This is a genomic window from Nostoc sp. TCL240-02 (genome assembly GCF_013343235.1).
Classification (GTDB): Bacteria; Cyanobacteriota; Cyanobacteriia; order Cyanobacteriales; family Nostocaceae; genus Nostoc.
The window spans coordinates 4,854,188-4,870,831 of record NZ_CP040094.1 but is presented as its reverse complement, the minus strand read 5'-3'; the positions used below and the strand labels follow the sequence as shown (position 1 = coordinate 4,870,831).

The 16,644-nt window shown below is 41.0% G+C and carries 12 protein-coding genes; 2 read left to right on the top strand and 10 right to left on the bottom strand.

The features are described 5' to 3' along the window. Positions 1 to 48 precede the first annotated feature (48 nt). The 6 genes from FBB35_RS20670 to FBB35_RS20645 all read right to left on the bottom strand — a co-directional run bounded on the left by FBB35_RS20670 (position 49) and on the right by FBB35_RS20645 (position 8,937). A complete protein-coding gene (locus FBB35_RS20670) occupies positions 49 to 1,341 on the bottom strand; it encodes an inorganic phosphate transporter (RefSeq protein ID WP_174711201.1) in 1,293 nt (430 codons plus the stop codon). Between the two features lie 103 nt (positions 1,342 to 1,444). Beyond that, positions 1,445 to 2,491, bottom strand: coding sequence for a zinc-dependent dehydrogenase (locus tag FBB35_RS20665; protein ID WP_174713724.1), 1,047 nt, complete (start codon positions 2,489 to 2,491; stop codon positions 1,445 to 1,447). A gap of 58 nt (positions 2,492 to 2,549) precedes the next feature. Beyond that, positions 2,550 to 3,401, bottom strand: a complete 852-nt coding sequence (locus tag FBB35_RS20660; protein ID WP_174711200.1) for a PIN domain-containing protein — start codon at positions 3,399 to 3,401, stop codon at positions 2,550 to 2,552. A 1-nt stretch (position 3,402) separates the two neighbouring features. Then, a complete protein-coding gene (locus FBB35_RS20655; RefSeq protein ID WP_174711199.1) occupies positions 3,403 to 3,870 on the bottom strand; it encodes a helix-turn-helix domain-containing protein in 468 nt (155 codons plus the stop codon). Between the two features lie 288 nt (positions 3,871 to 4,158). Beyond that, positions 4,159 to 5,598, bottom strand: coding sequence for an efflux RND transporter periplasmic adaptor subunit (locus FBB35_RS20650; RefSeq protein ID WP_174711198.1), 1,440 nt, complete (start codon positions 5,596 to 5,598; stop codon positions 4,159 to 4,161). 102 nt (positions 5,599 to 5,700) lie between these two features. Continuing rightward, positions 5,701 to 8,937, bottom strand: a complete 3,237-nt coding sequence (locus tag FBB35_RS20645) for an efflux RND transporter permease subunit (RefSeq protein ID WP_174711197.1) — start codon at positions 8,935 to 8,937, stop codon at positions 5,701 to 5,703. Between the two features lie 668 nt (positions 8,938 to 9,605). On the opposite strand from FBB35_RS20645, the gene FBB35_RS20640 reads away from it, so the two are divergent. Next, positions 9,606 to 10,133 (top strand): GNAT family N-acetyltransferase, encoded by a 528-nt coding sequence (locus FBB35_RS20640; protein WP_174711196.1) that lies wholly within the window; start codon positions 9,606 to 9,608, stop codon positions 10,131 to 10,133. 74 nt (positions 10,134 to 10,207) lie between these two features. On the opposite strand, the gene dacB is transcribed toward FBB35_RS20640, so the two are convergent. Then, a complete protein-coding gene (gene dacB, locus FBB35_RS20635; RefSeq protein ID WP_254625638.1) occupies positions 10,208 to 11,677 on the bottom strand; it encodes a D-alanyl-D-alanine carboxypeptidase/D-alanyl-D-alanine-endopeptidase in 1,470 nt (489 codons plus the stop codon). Positions 11,678 to 11,935: 258 nt separating this feature from the next. Here dacB and FBB35_RS20630 point away from each other — a divergent pair, with 258 nt between their 5' ends. Next, complete coding sequence (locus FBB35_RS20630; RefSeq protein WP_174713722.1) at positions 11,936 to 12,535, top strand: hypothetical protein; 600 nt, start codon at positions 11,936 to 11,938, stop codon at positions 12,533 to 12,535. A 149-nt stretch (positions 12,536 to 12,684) separates the two neighbouring features. Here the strand turns inward: FBB35_RS20630 and FBB35_RS20625 are convergent, their stop codons facing one another. From FBB35_RS20625 to FBB35_RS20615, 3 genes are all read right to left on the bottom strand, one after another. Then, positions 12,685 to 13,140, bottom strand: coding sequence for a tellurite resistance TerB family protein (locus tag FBB35_RS20625; protein ID WP_174711195.1), 456 nt, complete (start codon positions 13,138 to 13,140; stop codon positions 12,685 to 12,687). Between the two features lie 166 nt (positions 13,141 to 13,306). Further along, entirely contained in the window at positions 13,307 to 15,220 is a 1,914-nt protein-coding gene (gene ilvB, locus FBB35_RS20620) for a biosynthetic-type acetolactate synthase large subunit (RefSeq protein WP_174711194.1), read from the bottom strand. Positions 15,221 to 15,352: 132 nt separating this feature from the next. Then, positions 15,353 to 16,615, bottom strand: coding sequence for an MFS transporter (locus tag FBB35_RS20615; RefSeq protein ID WP_174711193.1), 1,263 nt, complete (start codon positions 16,613 to 16,615; stop codon positions 15,353 to 15,355). Positions 16,616 to 16,644: the final 29 nt, after the last annotated feature.

Here is a 16,644-nt window from a genome sequence, read left to right as displayed (position 1 = left end):
TTTGAGTAGATTTAGTAGATGAAAAAGTTAGGAAAATATTAATAATTCTTAGCGGAATAAAATTCGGGCGATGCTAAAAATGGCAGCGCTAAGTAAAGCACTCACAGGGATTGTAATTAGCCATGCAGCAGCAATACCTTTTAGTGTTTGGAACTTAATCGACTTAATATTTTGCACTAGTCCAATGCCAACTACACCGCCGACGAGAGCGTGGGATGTGGAGACTGGTAAACCTAACCGGGAGGCGATGAGGATGGTAGTAGCAGTAGCAAGTTCGGCACAAAAACCACTACTAGGTTGCAAGGCAATAATGTTTTCGCCAATAGTGGCAATGACTTTTTTACCCCAGACAGCTAAACCGCCAACAATACCAGCACCGCCAAGGATTAAAATCCAAAGGGGAATGGTAAGACCATCTGTAGGTACGCTACCAGTACGATTGATGTAGACGATCGCAGCTAAAGGAGCGATCGCATTTCCCACATCATTGGAACCGTGAGCAAAGGCGACAAAGCAAGCACTTAGTAATTGGAATCGGGCGAATAATCTTTCTACAGGATTGGGTATTGAGGACTGGGGATTGGGGATTGGGGATTGGGTAGGCTTTTCTGTTTTCCCCAAATCTCCCAATTGTCGCCAACTAATGATTGTGAGTCCAACTGCTGCTATTGCACCCGTTAACAGTGGGATGTCGTAAGCGGGGATTTTGAAACCAACTTGCTCAATTACAAAATTGGTTAGCGGTTGAGTCAGCGATGGTAATACAATCACGCCGAATACACCTAGCAGCACAGTACTCAACCAGGGAATCCATTCTTGTAATTGCACTACTTGATTGGGTTGATCCAAAATCCAGTGCTTGATTTGACTGTAAAATAAAGCAGCGATCGCACCACTAATTAACGGCGTTAAAACCCAGCCAATGCTAATTAAGCCAATTGATGGCCAATCAATTGCACCTACTCCCAAAGCTACCCAACTAAATCCTGCGATCGCACCAACAACCGCATGAGAAGAGGATACAGGTAAACCGCGTGATGTGGCAATTTGCAACCACACACCACAAGAAATTAGTACCGTTACCATCCCTGTAACTAATATTTGGGGTGTAGCTGCAAATAAGGCGGGATTAGCAATTTTCGTTGCGAGAGTTTCCGTTACCTCATGTCCAAACAATACAGCACCCGTAAACTCTAATATTCCAGCAATGATTATCGCTTGCTTGAGGGTGACAGCTTTGGAACCTACAGAGGTTCCCATCGCATTAGCGACATCGTTTGCTCCGAGATTCCAGGCGACATAGAAAGCTAGTAGAGCGACGAAAAGTAGGGTAATAAGCATTTTGTTGCGGACAAGAGGAAAATGAGAGAGATGAAGGTTAACTTTGAACCTTTGAGCTTTAAAATTCTAGTTTTAACACTCTCCCATCTCCCTAATCTTCCTTTTACGGATAAATTAAGATTTTATAAGTATCTGGTGTGGGTGCGATCGCTTGCTCAACAGCTGCTGATAAATCTTTTAATGGATAGCGATCGCTAATCAACGCTTGTACGTCAATTCGCTGATTAAATACAATATCGGCTGATAGATTCTGAAGTCGATAAGATGAGCTATAACTTCCTATCAAGTCAATTTCTCGACGGTAGAGGATATTCGGGTTAATGGGAATTTCCACCTCATCAGGAAATTCGGCAAAAAACAAGATTTTACCGCCTTTGCGGGTACTATCAAGTGCTTGAAAGAAAGCTTTCTCACTCGGAACCGCCAGCAGGGTGACATCAACACCTAGTCCACCAGTTAAGGCAGAGATTTTGGCGGATAAATCGGCATCACGCGCATCAAAAGCCGCTTCTGCACCTACACTCAAGGCTTTCTCAATTCTAGAGGGTAGTAAATCGGTAGCGATCGCTTTTGCTCCGAAATACTTTACCAACATGATAAACATTAACCCAATAGGCCCAGCACCAGTAACTAATACAGTTTGTCCTGGAGCAATTTGAGCTTTTCTCACCGCCTTCAAACAGCAGTTAGTTGGTTCTACAAAACTGGCTTCTTCAAAACTGATGTTATCCGGGATGGAAATTAACCCACCATTTTCCACAATATGTCCGGGAACTTTGACATAATCAGCAAAACCGCCGCCACTGGCGTTAAAGCCTGCGGTAGTGGAGATGTTTTTGTAGACATCGCACATAGAGAAATTATCATTTAGGCAGTAGGCGCAACGCATACAGGGGATGTGGTGCATCACCGCTACCCGTTGTCCAACTTGCCAACCTTTGACATTATTGCCTATTGCTGCGATCGTGCCGGCAGTTTCATGTCCAAAAATGCGCGGCGGTTCATAAAGTGGATAACGAATTTTTTTAATATCTGACTGACACAACCCCACAACCCGCACCTGTACCAGCACTTCATCTGATTCCACAGTTGGAACTGGGATATCTTCGTAAGAAAGTTGATTAACGCCTCTAAATACCTGTGCTTTCACGTTGGTTTTTCCCCACTCAACGATACTAGATGTAACATTAGCAGTCAACGTTAGGCTATCAAGTTTGTGATTTCTGTGTTTTTGCTTGTTCTAAATTTTGCTCTAAGTTTTGTTCAAAGATTTGGAATGCCTCAACATCCACTGCTGAAAGATATCTACCAATAATCCCATTCTTTAGCCTGAGAATCTCACCCCGGTTATCCTTAGCAGTAATTGTTAAAATTCCTTCTTTTTGCCAAAGTCGATACCGTTCGCCCTCAAAGCACCTACCACCTTCTGGCGCTTTCTTTGCAAACTGACTCTTCAAAGCTTTTTTGGCAGTTTGCACAATTTCGTCACAATAAAATTGGCAGCGAATACTACAAGTAAATTTTGGTACTCTATTCTTTCTTTTTAAATTATTTTTTTCCAACTTATCAAGGGTTTCAGGAACACTCCTTGGAAGTTTAAGGGCATTAGACTGCTCCCAAATAATTTTAATCATTGTTCCTGGATGTTGCTCATCAAGGTAAACCAAAAAATCATCTGGATGCCAAGCTTCAATCTCATAAGGAGCTAAAGATTCTAGAGGGAAGTCATTAAGGTTAGTAGTAACAATGACTTCTGCTTTAACAACTATAGCAGCAGCAACAACATGGCGATCGCCTGGATGATTTGTCATTGCTGCAACTAAATACTTTGGTACTTCCACCATTGCATCAGGAAAGTTTGTCTTGATTTGTTCTTGAAAGTATGCTGCCTTAGCGTCTGTTTTTATTCTTCCATCTTTTACAAGGTTACGAGTAGCACCATCCAGAATTTCTTGTGAAAAATGAAGTTCATATAACTCTGCCTCAGCAGCACGCATCAAGGTATCACACAAAGGCATAGGGTAGATGACACAGGAATCCAAAACAACCGAGAGTACCATTTTACTGATCTAATTCGCTACTGTCGTCATCATAGAATCCCTCTTCTTCTAAAAACTGAGTAAATTGCTTAAGTCCTTCCCTACGCTGACTATCACGCTGTTTCTTATATTTCACCAAATCCTCAAAACGAACACGCCGATGTGTTCCTACCATGATGTGGGGAATTTCTCCCTGTTCTAATAACTTAATTAAATGAGGACGTGAAACTTTCAGAAAGTCTCCTGCTTGTTGAGTCGTCAGTTCCCGATCCTGAATTACTACAGATACGACTTTACCTGATGCCATCGCATGAACAGCCTGATGCAACACCTGATACACCAAATCAGGAATGGGAATTTCTTCTCCGTTAGTTCCTACTAGTTTCGCCTGAAAATCTTTAACGTTCAGTATGCGAGCCAGTTCTTTGATAGATTGCGCTTCTTGCTCTGGAGGCATTACAGACTCTGAAAGCACACTATATCTAGACATCGTGGTTACTTCCTCCTGTGTTGTGGGGCTTTACGCCGTCACTTCTATTCACTCTCTTATAATACACACTACATAAACGAAATATCCGAAAAAATAAATTATCTTGTCTGATGCCAAGCTATCTGGCAAAATATGTCGGAACTCCAGTAATCATAAGGGTGTAGAGACGTTCTACTGTAATATCTCTACAAATTTTATGGTTGGATAAATTATCTGAATCCCAAGCGTATTGAATTAAATCTAAACTAGTAAGTATTGCTTTTGTTACGTATTTTTTCAATCCATCTACTATCTTGGCATTGAAGTCTTATGCTTAGATGCAAGTACCTGAACCGATTTCCCATCTTGGAGAGCATCCGTAGGATTAGTAATTAACCTAACATTAGGGCTTAAACCAGAAACAACTTCAACTTCAGTACCATAATCTCGTCCAAGCTCTACTTTCTGGTACTTAACTTTCTTTTCCTTTGTCACAGTGGCTACTTGTATACCATCTGCATTAATCACTAAGGTATTAGCTGGTACTAATAAAGGTGGATTGGCACGTTCAGTCTTAAAAGTGACTTCAGCATACATCCCAGGACGCAACACATTCTCTGAATTCTGTACTTCAATTTCAGTTAAAAGGGTATTAGAAGTAGCATCCAAGACATCAGCAGTCCGAATAACTTTACCAGAAAAAGATTTTTTCGGTAGCTCACGAACACGAATAAGCGCAGTTTGTCCAGTGTGAATTGATTGCACAAAAGCCTGGGGAACATTAATTCGGATACGTAAATTATTTGTCTGAGCAATCTTAAATAACCAGGAATTTCCATTATTATTATTGCTACCCGCAGAAATTAAAGCTCCGGAATCTACATTGCGAGCAGTAATTACACCCGCAAAAGGGGCAACAATTTGTTTGAATGTTTGTAAAGCAGTTATCCGTTGTAAATCTGATTTACTAACACTCCTACTTGCGATAAACGCATTAATGTTAGCTTTCTGGGAATTAATAGCTGCAAGAGCAGTATTTACACTTTCTTGGTCTGAATTAACGCGAGCAATTAAAGTATCTACATTAGCTTGACTTGCATTAAAAGCACTTTCACGTTCATCAGCAGCTTGTGTTGTCACGGCTCCTTGCTTTTGAAGTAATTGCCAACGTTGCCAAGTTTGACGTGCTAATTCTAGGTTAGTACGTGCTTGGGCTAATTCCGCCTGTCTAGCTTTTAAGTTAGCTTTTGTCTGAGAAAGATTACTTTGCTTTTGTGCTAAATCTGCCTGAACTTGAGCGAGATTAGCTTCAGATTTTGCCAATTCTGCACGAGCTTGCTGTACATCTTGGTCAGTTTCCGGCGCATCAATTATAGCTAGTAGCTGCCCCTTATTTACACGTTCGCCAATATCCACTAATTTTTTTTGTAAATAGCCACTTGTACGGGCATAAATAGTGGTTTCTTGGCTCGCTTGAATACTGCTAGGTAAGACTAACTCTGTGAAATTAGCAGCAATTTTTGGTTTAACTATATTGACCGAAGAAACTTTTTTTGTTGTAGATTTAGCGAAAGCATTTAATTCTGACTTCTGTTGTAACCGAGGTATAATGCCAAGTGCTAAAAGTCCAGTAATAACTAAAGTAGTCGTAGCAATAATGGTGATAGAAGTGAAGCGACTTTTTTTAGTTGTTGCTGCGATTGATGTGAAATCAGAATTATCAACTTGGGTATTTTCTTGAGTATCCATATTAGAGAATTTCTATTTGATTTGTTGATTTATGAAAATCTAAGTTTTTTTAATATCCCCAAATACTTAAATAATTCGGGGATCTAATCATTCCCAAATAATTTAGCGATTGGCTACAGTTAATTTTATAGTAGAGGATAGTTCTTCCTCTAACTCTAAATTTTGGGGTTGTTTTCGGCGCAAAATACTGTAAATTACGGGTACAAAAATTAAAGTTGCCACTGTTGCTGCTAATAATCCACCAATTACAGCACGTCCTAAAGGAGCATTTTGTTCACCACCTTCTCCTAAACCAAGAGACATTGGCAACATCCCCATAATCATGGCCCCAGCAGTCATTAATACTGGACGCAAACGGGTATAACCAGCAGCTAAAGCCGCAGAAACAGCTTTTTCTCCTATTAGACGTTGCTCATTAGCAAAGGTGATGAGCAAAATACTATTGGCAGTAGCAACACCAATACTCATAATTGCACCCATCAAAGAAGGTACACTAAACGTTGTATTCGTCACAAATAGTATCCAAACAATTCCTGCTAAAGCATTTGGCAGTGCCATCATAATAATGAATGGATCAATCCAAGATTGAAAATTGACTACTATTAAGCAATAAACTAATCCAATAGCAAATATCAATCCTACTTCTAATCCTAGAAAAGATGAATTCATTGTTTCTACTTGGCCTTTCACTATGATTGATGAGCCACGTGGTAACTTCTGCTGAAATTGTCCAACTATTTTATAAATATCGTTGGCTACACCACCTAAATCACGACCTTGAACATTGGCGTAAATATTAAATACAGGCTGTACATTGTAATGATTAACAACAGCAGGAGCTTTCCCACGCTTAACAACAGCAAGATTGCTTAAAAGTTGTGACGAGCTAGAACCGTTAGCTACAGGAGTATTCTGAATTTTTTCTAGCGAGTTAAGTTTGTACTGAGGAACTTGTACTGCTATTAGATAACTGACTCCTTTAATAGGATCGAGCCAAAAATTAGGTGATGTTTGACCACTAGAACTTAATGATGTGAGTAGGTTATTGGCAACATCTCGTTGAGTTAAACCGCTACGTTGTGCTTGAGAACGATCTACATTAATACGTAGGTCTGGAGCATCGACGACTTGATGTAAATGAACATCAACTGCTCCCGGAATTTGAGCTATTTGGTTTTTGATTTGTTTGGCAATTTTGTAGTTATCCCGACGATTTTTAGCTGGGCCTATGACCTGAATATCAATAGGCGCTGGTAAACCAAAATTGAGAATTTGAGTTACTATATCCGCAGGTTGGAAAAAGAAGGTTAATTCAGGAAATTGGGCGGTTAATGTTTGGCGTAGTTGTCTAACATATTGCCAAGTAGAATGATGTTTACCTTCTTTAAGACCTACAAGAATTTCTCCATCACCAGCGCCAATGGTTGCTGTGTCGCTAAAAGCCAGGTTGACTCCACCTACAGGTAAACCAATATTGTCAAGAATAATTTCTAATTCTTGCTCAGGAATAACCTGGCGAATCTCATTTTCAACTTGAGTAAAAATCTGTTCTGTCTTTTCAAGTCGTGTTCCCGCAGGAGCGCGGACATGCAACCGAAACTGACCTGCATCTACTTGCGGGAAAAAATCTTGACCGACAAAAGGTAGTAAAACTAAAGCGCTTACCCAAAAAGCACCAAACATTGCAAAAACTACACCGCGATGATTTAGAGCTTTGGCTAAAGTATTTCGATAGTTTTGGCGAAATTTCTCAAATTGGCGGTTAAACTGCTCATGAATTCGCCAGAAAATATCTTTTTTGGTAATTACATGACCATTACTGTTATTCTCTAGATTTTCATGTTCAGTATAAAGATGTAGTTCCTTCGCAAGCAAAAACTTTGCCAACATTGGTACTACTGTCCGCGACAGTAGATAGGAGGCAAGCATAGCAAAAACAACCGCCATTCCTAAAGGCATAAATAGCGATTGTGCTACTCCAGTTAAAAAGATAATTGGAATAAAAACAATACAAATTGCCAAGGTAGAAATGAAAGCCGGAACAGCTATTTGTTGTGCGCCATCTAAAATAGCTTGTTGCAGAGGTTTTCCTTGTCCTAAATTCCGATGAATATTTTCAATTTCTACTGTGGCATCATCAACTAAAATCCCAACTGCTAAAGATAGACCTCCCAAAGTCATAATATTTAGAGTCTGTCCTATCAATCGCAAAGCAATAATAGAACAAAGAATTGATAAAGGAATGGAAATTGCCACAATTAAAGTGCTACGCCAACTGCCTAAAAATAATAAAATCATCGCGGCAGTTAAACAAGCAGCAATCAATCCTTCGGTTAATACTCCGTGGATGGAAGCTTTAACAAATATCGATTGGTCAAATAAGATTTCTAAATCTAATTCTTTAGGTAATGTAGCTTGAATTTTTGGTAGTCTTTCTTTGACTCTAGCTACAACATCTAAAGTTGAAGCACTACCATTTTTGAGAATAGTTAATAAACTAGACCGCCGTCCATCTCGACGAACGATATTGTTCTGTACTGCAAAGCCATCATGGACTTGGGCAACATCACGTATATAAATTACAGTGCCGTTAATTTGTTTAATGGGTAAATTGTTTAACGCGTCTAAGACTTGGGGACTACTATTGAGTCGAACACTGTACTCGCGATCGCCTAATTTGGCATTTCCCCCAGGTAAGATAAGATTTTGGGCGCTGATTGCGGTTGTGACATCTGTAGCTGAAAGACCTTTGGCAAATAGTGCCTGCGGGTCAATGTCTACCATAATTTGCCGAGGTTTACCTCCATAAGGTAATGGTACAGATGCACCTTGAACAGTCGCTAGCTGAGTCCGCAGAAAATTATTGCCGTTATCGTAAAGTTCTTGCTCTGATAGGGATGTGCTGCTAACACTTAGCTGAAGAATGGGCACATTAGAGGCATTGTAGCGAATAATTAAAGGAGGTGTAATTCCTGGAGGTAAACCTCGAAGAATTGTTTGAGTATTAGAGGTAAGTTGAGCTACTGCTGCTTCAATTTTTGCTCCTGGTTGGAAGAAAACTTTAATGACGCTAACACCATTGAGTGATTGTGATTCGATGTGTTCAATATCGTTGACAGTGGTTGTAAAAGAGCGTTCACTAGTCGTAACAATACGCTGTTCCATTTCTTCTGGTGATACACCACTATAAGACCAAATTACACTGACAACAGGAATATTAATTTCTGGAAAAATGTCCGTTGCCATGCGCGTAATAGTAACTACTCCTAAAACAAAAATAAGTATAGAAGTAATTACAAAGGTGTAGGGGCGACGAAGAGCAAGTTTAACAATCCACATTGTTTTTTCGTTTAAATTATTCTTTCTTCTTCAGTCAGGGCGATTTAACTAAAGTAAATTTTGATTTTTGTTTGGGACTCTAAAATAAAAAATATCCGATTGTAATTCTTTGCTGCGAACTGTTGATAGTTAATTATCAACAAATTCAAGCGGGATAATTTATTTCTTGGAATTCCCTTGATTCATTGCCAAATTAATATTTGCCGAACGCTTTCATTTGCAATCAGCTAGATTTAAAAGCAAGCATTGAATGCCATTTAGTACGGTAATTCGATAGATTTGCAGTACTTATGTGGATTTATCTTTGCATACACCTGTGTAAAATGCAAGATCCTATACTTTACTTAAAAAAATACGTGATATCTTATACAAAATTCTGGACAAAAGCTGATTTCTAGAGGTGAATTATAAAATGAGAGCCATAAGAGCCATATAGGATAAGACAAACTTTGCAATCTAAGCCTTGTGGATGATTTTGACGAGGACAGCGATCGCTATATTTCGACTCTTGATGTCTTAGTTGTTGGTGGGTGAACTGGAGGAACTGCGGCTACTATCCAAGCGGCGCTACGATACGACTTTTTCTAAGAGAGAAGGGTGTGTTTCGGCTTGCGTAACGCTGTATTATTTTTGAATATTTTCTCAAGATTTTTTCCGAGACGGTAGCAATGACTATTCGCCATGCGACTGAAACTGACTTACCTGCAATTGTGGCAATTTATAATGCTGCAATTCCTAGCTGTATGGCAACTGCTGATTTAGAGCCAGTGTCTGTGGAAAGTCGCCTTCCTTGGTTTAGGGCGCGATCGCCTTCACAACGCCCGCTTTGGGTAATCGAAGTGGAGGGAGTAATTGCTGGATGGCTTAGTTTCCAATCCTTTTATGGGCGGCCCGCCTATAATACGACTGCTGAAATTAGTATTTATATAGCCCCTCAATTTCATCGCTGTGGTTTGGGACGACAACTATTAGGACAAGCAATTAGCGAAAGCCGTAGTTTGGGTTTAAATACCCTACTAGGCTTCATCTTTGCCCACAATGAGCCTAGTTTAAACCTTTTTAAAACATTTGGTTTTCAACCTTGGGGACATTTACCTAAAGTTGCCGAAATTGACAGCGTTGAACGAGATTTAGTAATAATGGGACTTAGAATTTTTGACAATAATTTATGGCAGAACCAATCTCTGATCGTTTGATACTGCGATCGCTATAATTATTTATCAGGGTAAGTAAATGTAGAGACACAAAATTTTGCATCTTTAAATATTTCTTAACAACGCTGCAACTGCGTTAACAACACAACGATTTCATCAATAGCCTGACGCAGAATAGTTGCAGGTTGCTCCGATTGATTCACAATAATACTAAAAACTAACGGCTCATATTTAGGCGCATTTATATATCCAGATAGAGAAACTACACCAGTTAATGTACCTGTTTTTGCTTGCACAATGCCCTCAGCAGATGTGTTTTGAAAGCGCCCTTTTAAGGTTCCAATTTTACCTGCTACGGGTAAAGATGCGCGATACACATATCCTGCTGGTGTTCTTGCCATCCCTCGCAAAGTTTGTACAAAAGCTTCTGGTGTCGCTAAGTTCCGACGTGATAAACCCGAACCATCTACTAAAATATAATTTGCTGGATCAACTCCCAATTGAGTTAAACTCGCTTTGACAGCTTCTAAACCAACATCAACGCTAGTTTTAGTTTTCACTCTGGGTTTTTCTCCAGCTAATGCTCTCAATAGTGCCTCAGCATAAAGATTATTACTATTCTGAAGGGTTTCCATTAATAATTCAGATAAAGGTGGTGACTCTACAAAAGCTATTTCCTCTTGATGAACACCACCAGTTACCACTAATGTTTGCCCCAAAGGAATTTTTTCTGTTGCCAAAGCAGCACGGAAGCGTCGTAAGAAGTAATAATTAGGGTCAATTACAGGCAAATCGATTAAAGACGGTTCAGAATTTGTTGTTAGTTGTCCTTGAATTCGTAATGCTGTTCCTGATAATTCGCGGGTAACGTTGACGTAAGTTGGTTGATTTTGGGCAACCGTTATTGACTGATTAATTGTCCGCCACTGTTTCGCCTCGCCAGGATCAATCCACACTACTTGTAAGGATTTACCTACAGCCTGCGGTACAAGTTTTAAGCTAAAAATATTTTGATTGAGAATAAAGCTGCTGACTGGTGCGCCATAGTCTGACTGTACATCTTCCCATTGCCAGGTGGGGTTAACAATATCACCTTGAATATAACTATCATCAGCTATTAATCTCTGAATTTGAGTAATACCTTTTTGTTTTAGCTGCTGTGCTAATGTTTGCAGTTGAGTATCACTTAAGCTGGGATCTCCCCTACCGACAACACGTAAAACACCATTGCCATTCTGATAAATAGAGGTGCGAATCCGAAAATTAGCACCCAATTGCTGCAATGCAGCTGCTGTTGTCAGTAATTTAAGGTTAGAGGCGGGAATAAAATATTTCTGAGCATCCCGACTATAAAGAGTTGACCCCGTTGACAGAGGTTGTACCAAAATTCCCCAACGCACCCGACTAAATAAAGGACGATTGATGACACCATCTATAGCTGTTCCCAGTTGGGTAGAGCAAATTGATTTTGTACTGGTTGTTGGCGCGACTTGGGTTTGTGCTTTCGCAATACAACTAAATCCTATCTGGCTAGTCAAGAATATTAACAAAATACCCAGTGGTTGATTGAAAGTCTTAAGTTTCACCAATTCTCCCCATCCCAAAGATAGATATTTTTAGTTTGCCAACAACTTCTTTCCGGAGAGAGAAGAATTGGCTCAGTAAAGTTACTTAACTAGTATAAGGAAGATGTTCACATGTTTCATATGTGGGCGATGTCTACGACGGGTGGTTCCTGAGCGCAGCCGAAGGGCTGCGCCTACGCACAAACATAATTTATGGGACTACAAAATAGAAACGTAAGTCAACCTGTACATACAGAAATACGGAATCGAGGCAACGGTGTGAGTACATTTTTATCTGGTGTAGCTGTATTACTATCTACTTTGGCTTTGGGATGTAGTGGCTATGTAGCTTATGAAGTTTTCACCTTACGGCAGACACTAAATGCTACTAATTCAGTCAGTAACACCATTCCGACTCAAGTGCCAAGTCCTACAGCTACAACTTCTCCCCAAGCAACGGCCTCCCCATCGCCAATTAGTCCTACAACTTCAGCAATTAGCCCTGGTCAATTTGTGCAGCCTGCTTTTGGCAAAAAGGCAGAAGTTGAGTTACTTTCAGCAAAGCGAATTAAAGATCCAGAAACTGGAAACCGTGATGTGGTAAATCTGCAAATGCGTATTCGTCGCCTTGCCACAGACGGAGTTGTTGGTGGTGATATTATATCGGTTGCTAGTACAACAGCCCGCAATCCTGAAACTAGTGTAACCTACAAGGGAGTTGCTCTTAATCGTTCAACAGGAAGCGTTTCTTTGTTTCAAGTACGCCCACAAGCCTCCGCAGATGCTTATATCTGGCTAAGAGTTCCCGATGGTATCAATAATTTGGACATTTTTGTGCCAGATACAGCTGCATTTAAAAATGTACCAATTTCTAATTAATACTCTATCAGTTTAATTTTGATAATGTGTAAGATTCCCAACTTCATGAAGTTGGGAATCTGAATAACTCAAACAAAATTATTTCATACTCTTAATTAGCAGCCTCAAATTAATGATGGTAGATGACTGAGGTTACAATTCAAAAAGGATTACTCTTCTTCCTCTTCTTCTCCAAACACTGCGTCTATAAGTTCTTGTGCGCGTTCGTCTGAAATATTTAAGGCTTCCTGAAGCTCAGAGATATAATCTTGTTCTGCTTCGGGTACTTCTTCATCAATCCCCACCACTAAGATAGCTGTGATGTATGCAGCTTCACGATAGCCTCTATTGGGTAAGGATTCGATGGACTGGGCGATTAAATCTTCCGGTTCTTCTTCTTCAATCAAACTGACGACTTTTTCGGTCAATTCTTCAAAGTCTTCTTCAGAATAATCTTCAAATAAGTCAACCCGACCGAGAAATTCACTTAAAGCATATTCTTCTGTTGAAGAAATACCTTCACCATCGGCTGCTGCGGAAAATAGTCCAAGGATTGCGATCGCAACTTCTGGTTCTAGAGCAACTGAACTAATACTACGGCCTTTGGGCAACTTGCGTTTAGACATAATTATCCTCTAAAAGTTACGTGATATTTCAGGAAGTAAAATGCTTCCTAAAATTTAGGATTCCCAAAATAATGGAGAAAAATACATTGGTATAAATATTTCTTCATAAAAAATACGCAGAGAGACATCTCTCTGCGTATAAAAACTATTTAATTCTCAAAAAGTGTTACAACTTTGTCCCACACTCAGCGCAGAAGTTGTGGTTAGGAGCATTTTTGGCATTGCAGTTACTACAATAAACTGGCTCTGCTGCTGCTTTGGGCGATAGCTTTTGCAAGCCAACCATTTGAGCGTTGCTCTTGCCAGGGACTACCATTGGATAGCAGTTTTCGTCTCTGGTGACGTGGACATTTAAGATTACTGGCCCTTTGTGTGCCAGCATTTCGGCGATCGCATCTTTTAATTGACTGCGATCGCTAATTACCATACCCTTAATGCCATAAGCTTTTGCTAACAACTCTACGTCTGGCATCCCTACTTCCATGTTGGAGCATGAGTAACGCTCACCATAGAAGGCTTGCTGCCACTGTCGCACCATCCCTTGCCAGCCGTTATTGATAATTATTGTCTTGACATTTATTCCATACTGTGCAAGTGTACCAAGTTCTTGCAAACACATTTGGAAACTGGCATCACCGCTAATACAGATGACTTCTTCATCAGGAAATGCCACTTTCGCGCCCATTGCCGCAGGTAAGCCAAAACCCATCGTTCCCAAACCAGCGCTAGAAATCCAGCGCCTTGGGCCGTTTTTGAGGAATTGTGCTGACCACATTTGATGTTGTCCCACATCTGTGGTGTAGAAAGCGTTGGGTGCTTGGCTATTGACTTCTACAATCACTTCTTGGGGGGAAATGCTGTCGGCGTGATGTGGCACTATGAGAGGATACTCTTCGCGCCAACGGTTGACTAAATTTAACCACTCTTGGTTTTGATTAGGTGTAGCCTTAACGCCTGTTTCTTTGCAGCGACGCAACAAGTCTACTAAAACGTTCCGCACATCGCCGACGATGGGCACTTCGGGAATCCGGTTTTTGCCGACTTCAGCAGGATCGATGTCGATGTGAATGACTTTCGCGCGGGAGGCGAATTCGTCTAATTTGCCTGTAACGCGATCGTCAAATCTAGCGCCAATGCAAATTAGCAAATCACAATCACTAACGGCAAAGTTAGCGTAAGCAGTGCCGTGCATCCCCAACATTCCCAAAGCTAGGGGATGATGTTCGTCAAATGCACCGATCCCCATTAAGGTGGTGGTGACAGGAATGTTGAATAATTCAGCTAGTTCTTTGATTTCTTCATGGGCACCAGCTGCGATCGCACCACCACCGATATACAGTAGAGGACGGCGACTTTCAGTAATCAACTGAATTGCAGCGTTAATTTGCCGGGGATTTCCCTTCACGGTGGGACGATAACCGCGTAACTTTACTGAACCTGGTTTTACAGGTACATAGTCAAATTCTTCTAAAGCTACATCCTTGGGCACATCAATTAAAACTGGCCCTGGTCGTCCAGTGCTAGCGATGTGGAAAGCTTCGGCGACAATTCGCGCCATGTCTTTGGGGTCACGCACTACATAAGAGTGCTTCACGATGGGTAGCGTAATGCCGTAAATATCGGTTTCCTGAAAGGCATCTGTACCAATGGACGGCCGTGCTACCTGCCCCGTAACCACAATCATTGGGATTGAATCCATGTAGGCGGTGGCGATCCCTGTCACCAAGTTGGTTGCTCCTGGACCAGAAGTGCCAAAGCATACTCCTACCTTCCCAGTTGCACGGGCGTAACCGTCTGCGGCGTGGGCTGCGCCTTGTTCGTGTCTCACGAGAATATGCTTAATAGCACCAGTTGCTTCCACCTTATACAGGTCGTCATAAATTGGTAGAATTGCCCCACCAGGATAACCAAAAATATAATCAACGCCGTGGCGATGAAGGCTGTCAAGGAGAGCAAAACCGCCAGATGCACGTTTGGGCACGATTGGCGGGCTAGAAGCACGAGACTGTTTTTGATTCTCAGTTTGTGTGAGACTAATTGGGGAGAGCGATTCTCCTGCGGAGACACTTCGTGAACGCACGGTCAAACCTCAGACTATAGCTAAAGTTAATGCTGAATTCTGTAGTTAAGATTTCATTTTAGTTGAAAACTTCAATGAAAACCTGATTAATTTTTATATTAAATATAAATCTAGATTATTAGCCTACATTAATTAAAGTACGTCTTGCAAGACTTTGCGGGTATTTTGCCAAGCCCAAACACCAACAACTACGACAACAACACTCATTGCTACAAGCACAGTTCGCAAGCCCAGAGCATCAGTTAATGGCCCAGTAATTGCCAGGGGTAACGCCAGAGCGATGTTGACGGCATGATTTTGAAAGCCAAATACTTTACCGTGCATGGTAGATGGTGTTTGCTGTTGAATTAAAGTTTGCATAGGTACACCAATTAGGGCAGCACCTACACCCAAAACTGCACAGAGTCCTAGCGCTAGTAATAAGTTGTGCGTAAAAGTGAACACGCCTAAAACCAATGCCATCATCAAAAAACCAATTAAAGGTAAGGGCTTTTGATGCAATTTATCACCCCAGTGACCTAAAATCGCCGCGCCAAATACCATACCCACCCCTGCTGCTGCTAAGAAAAAGCCAAATTGTTTTTCTTTTAAACCAAACTCCTCAGCTAATTGAATTGTCAGCACCGTTAAGGCTGCAAACACACAATATAAGGTTGTCAGTTGCAGCATGGCATTCAATATCAAAGGATTTTTCTTGAGATAGCGCAGGCTTTCTGTGAATTCAGTCCAAGGGTGATTTGATGCTCGATGTTCCTGTTGGGGTTTGTGTTCTTTAAACTTAATTGGCTGCATGATTGCAGCCGATAATATGTATAATCCACCAACTATAAGCTCTTGTCCGTATTCTTCTCCCATTAAGCTTTTCGCTAAACTCAAAATCGGCTCTCCTATAGCAAAGCCAACAATTAAAGCTCCCATCATCGTGCTGCTAAACAGCGCATTGGCTGCTAACAAATTCTCTCGCTTCACCAACAGGGGAATGGCTGCTTGCTCGGCTGGTGCAAAAAACTGCGTCACTGTGGAGATAGCAAAAGTCAGGATTAACAGAATCAGAAACTGTCGTGGTAACAAAGGAAGACACAGGGTTAATATTCCCCGCACAATGTCTGAGCCAACCATAATTAGCTTTTTTGGCAAGCGGTCAACAAAGATACCACCAGCAGAACCGAACAAAATTGCTGGTATTGTAAAGGACAGCATCAAGGTTGAATACATCGAGTTTCGTGCCAACCCAGGAAGCGGTGAGTAGTTCTCCAACAGAGCAATCATCAGAACGAAGAAAACTTTATCTGCTAACTGGGACACCAGTTGCCCAATCCACAGAAGCATAAAACCACGGTTTTTTAGCAGTGCGCCAAACCCGTTATTAACAGCAGCTGGTTCAGTTGGAAACATTTAGATACTTTCTTTCTTTGGGTAGATGG

Excerpts from the sequence above, each read along its gene's own strand:
- FBB35_RS20670 (WP_174711201.1), bottom strand. The coding sequence starts at position 1,341 with ATGCTTATTACCCTACTTTTCGTCGCTCTACTAGCTTTCTATGTCGCC.
- FBB35_RS20660 (WP_174711200.1), bottom strand. The coding sequence starts at position 3,401 with ATGGTACTCTCGGTTGTTTTGGATTCCTGTGTCATCTACCCTATGCCT.
- FBB35_RS20655 (WP_174711199.1), bottom strand. The coding sequence starts at position 3,870 with ATGTCTAGATATAGTGTGCTTTCAGAGTCTGTAATGCCTCCAGAGCAA.
- FBB35_RS20650 (WP_174711198.1), bottom strand. The coding sequence starts at position 5,598 with ATGGATACTCAAGAAAATACCCAAGTTGATAATTCTGATTTCACATCA.
- FBB35_RS20645 (WP_174711197.1), bottom strand. The coding sequence starts at position 8,937 with ATGTGGATTGTTAAACTTGCTCTTCGTCGCCCCTACACCTTTGTAATT.
- FBB35_RS20640 (WP_174711196.1), top strand. The coding sequence starts at position 9,606 with ATGACTATTCGCCATGCGACTGAAACTGACTTACCTGCAATTGTGGCA.
- FBB35_RS20625 (WP_174711195.1), bottom strand. The coding sequence starts at position 13,140 with ATGTCTAAACGCAAGTTGCCCAAAGGCCGTAGTATTAGTTCAGTTGCT.
- FBB35_RS20615 (WP_174711193.1), bottom strand. The coding sequence starts at position 16,615 with ATGTTTCCAACTGAACCAGCTGCTGTTAATAACGGGTTTGGCGCACTG.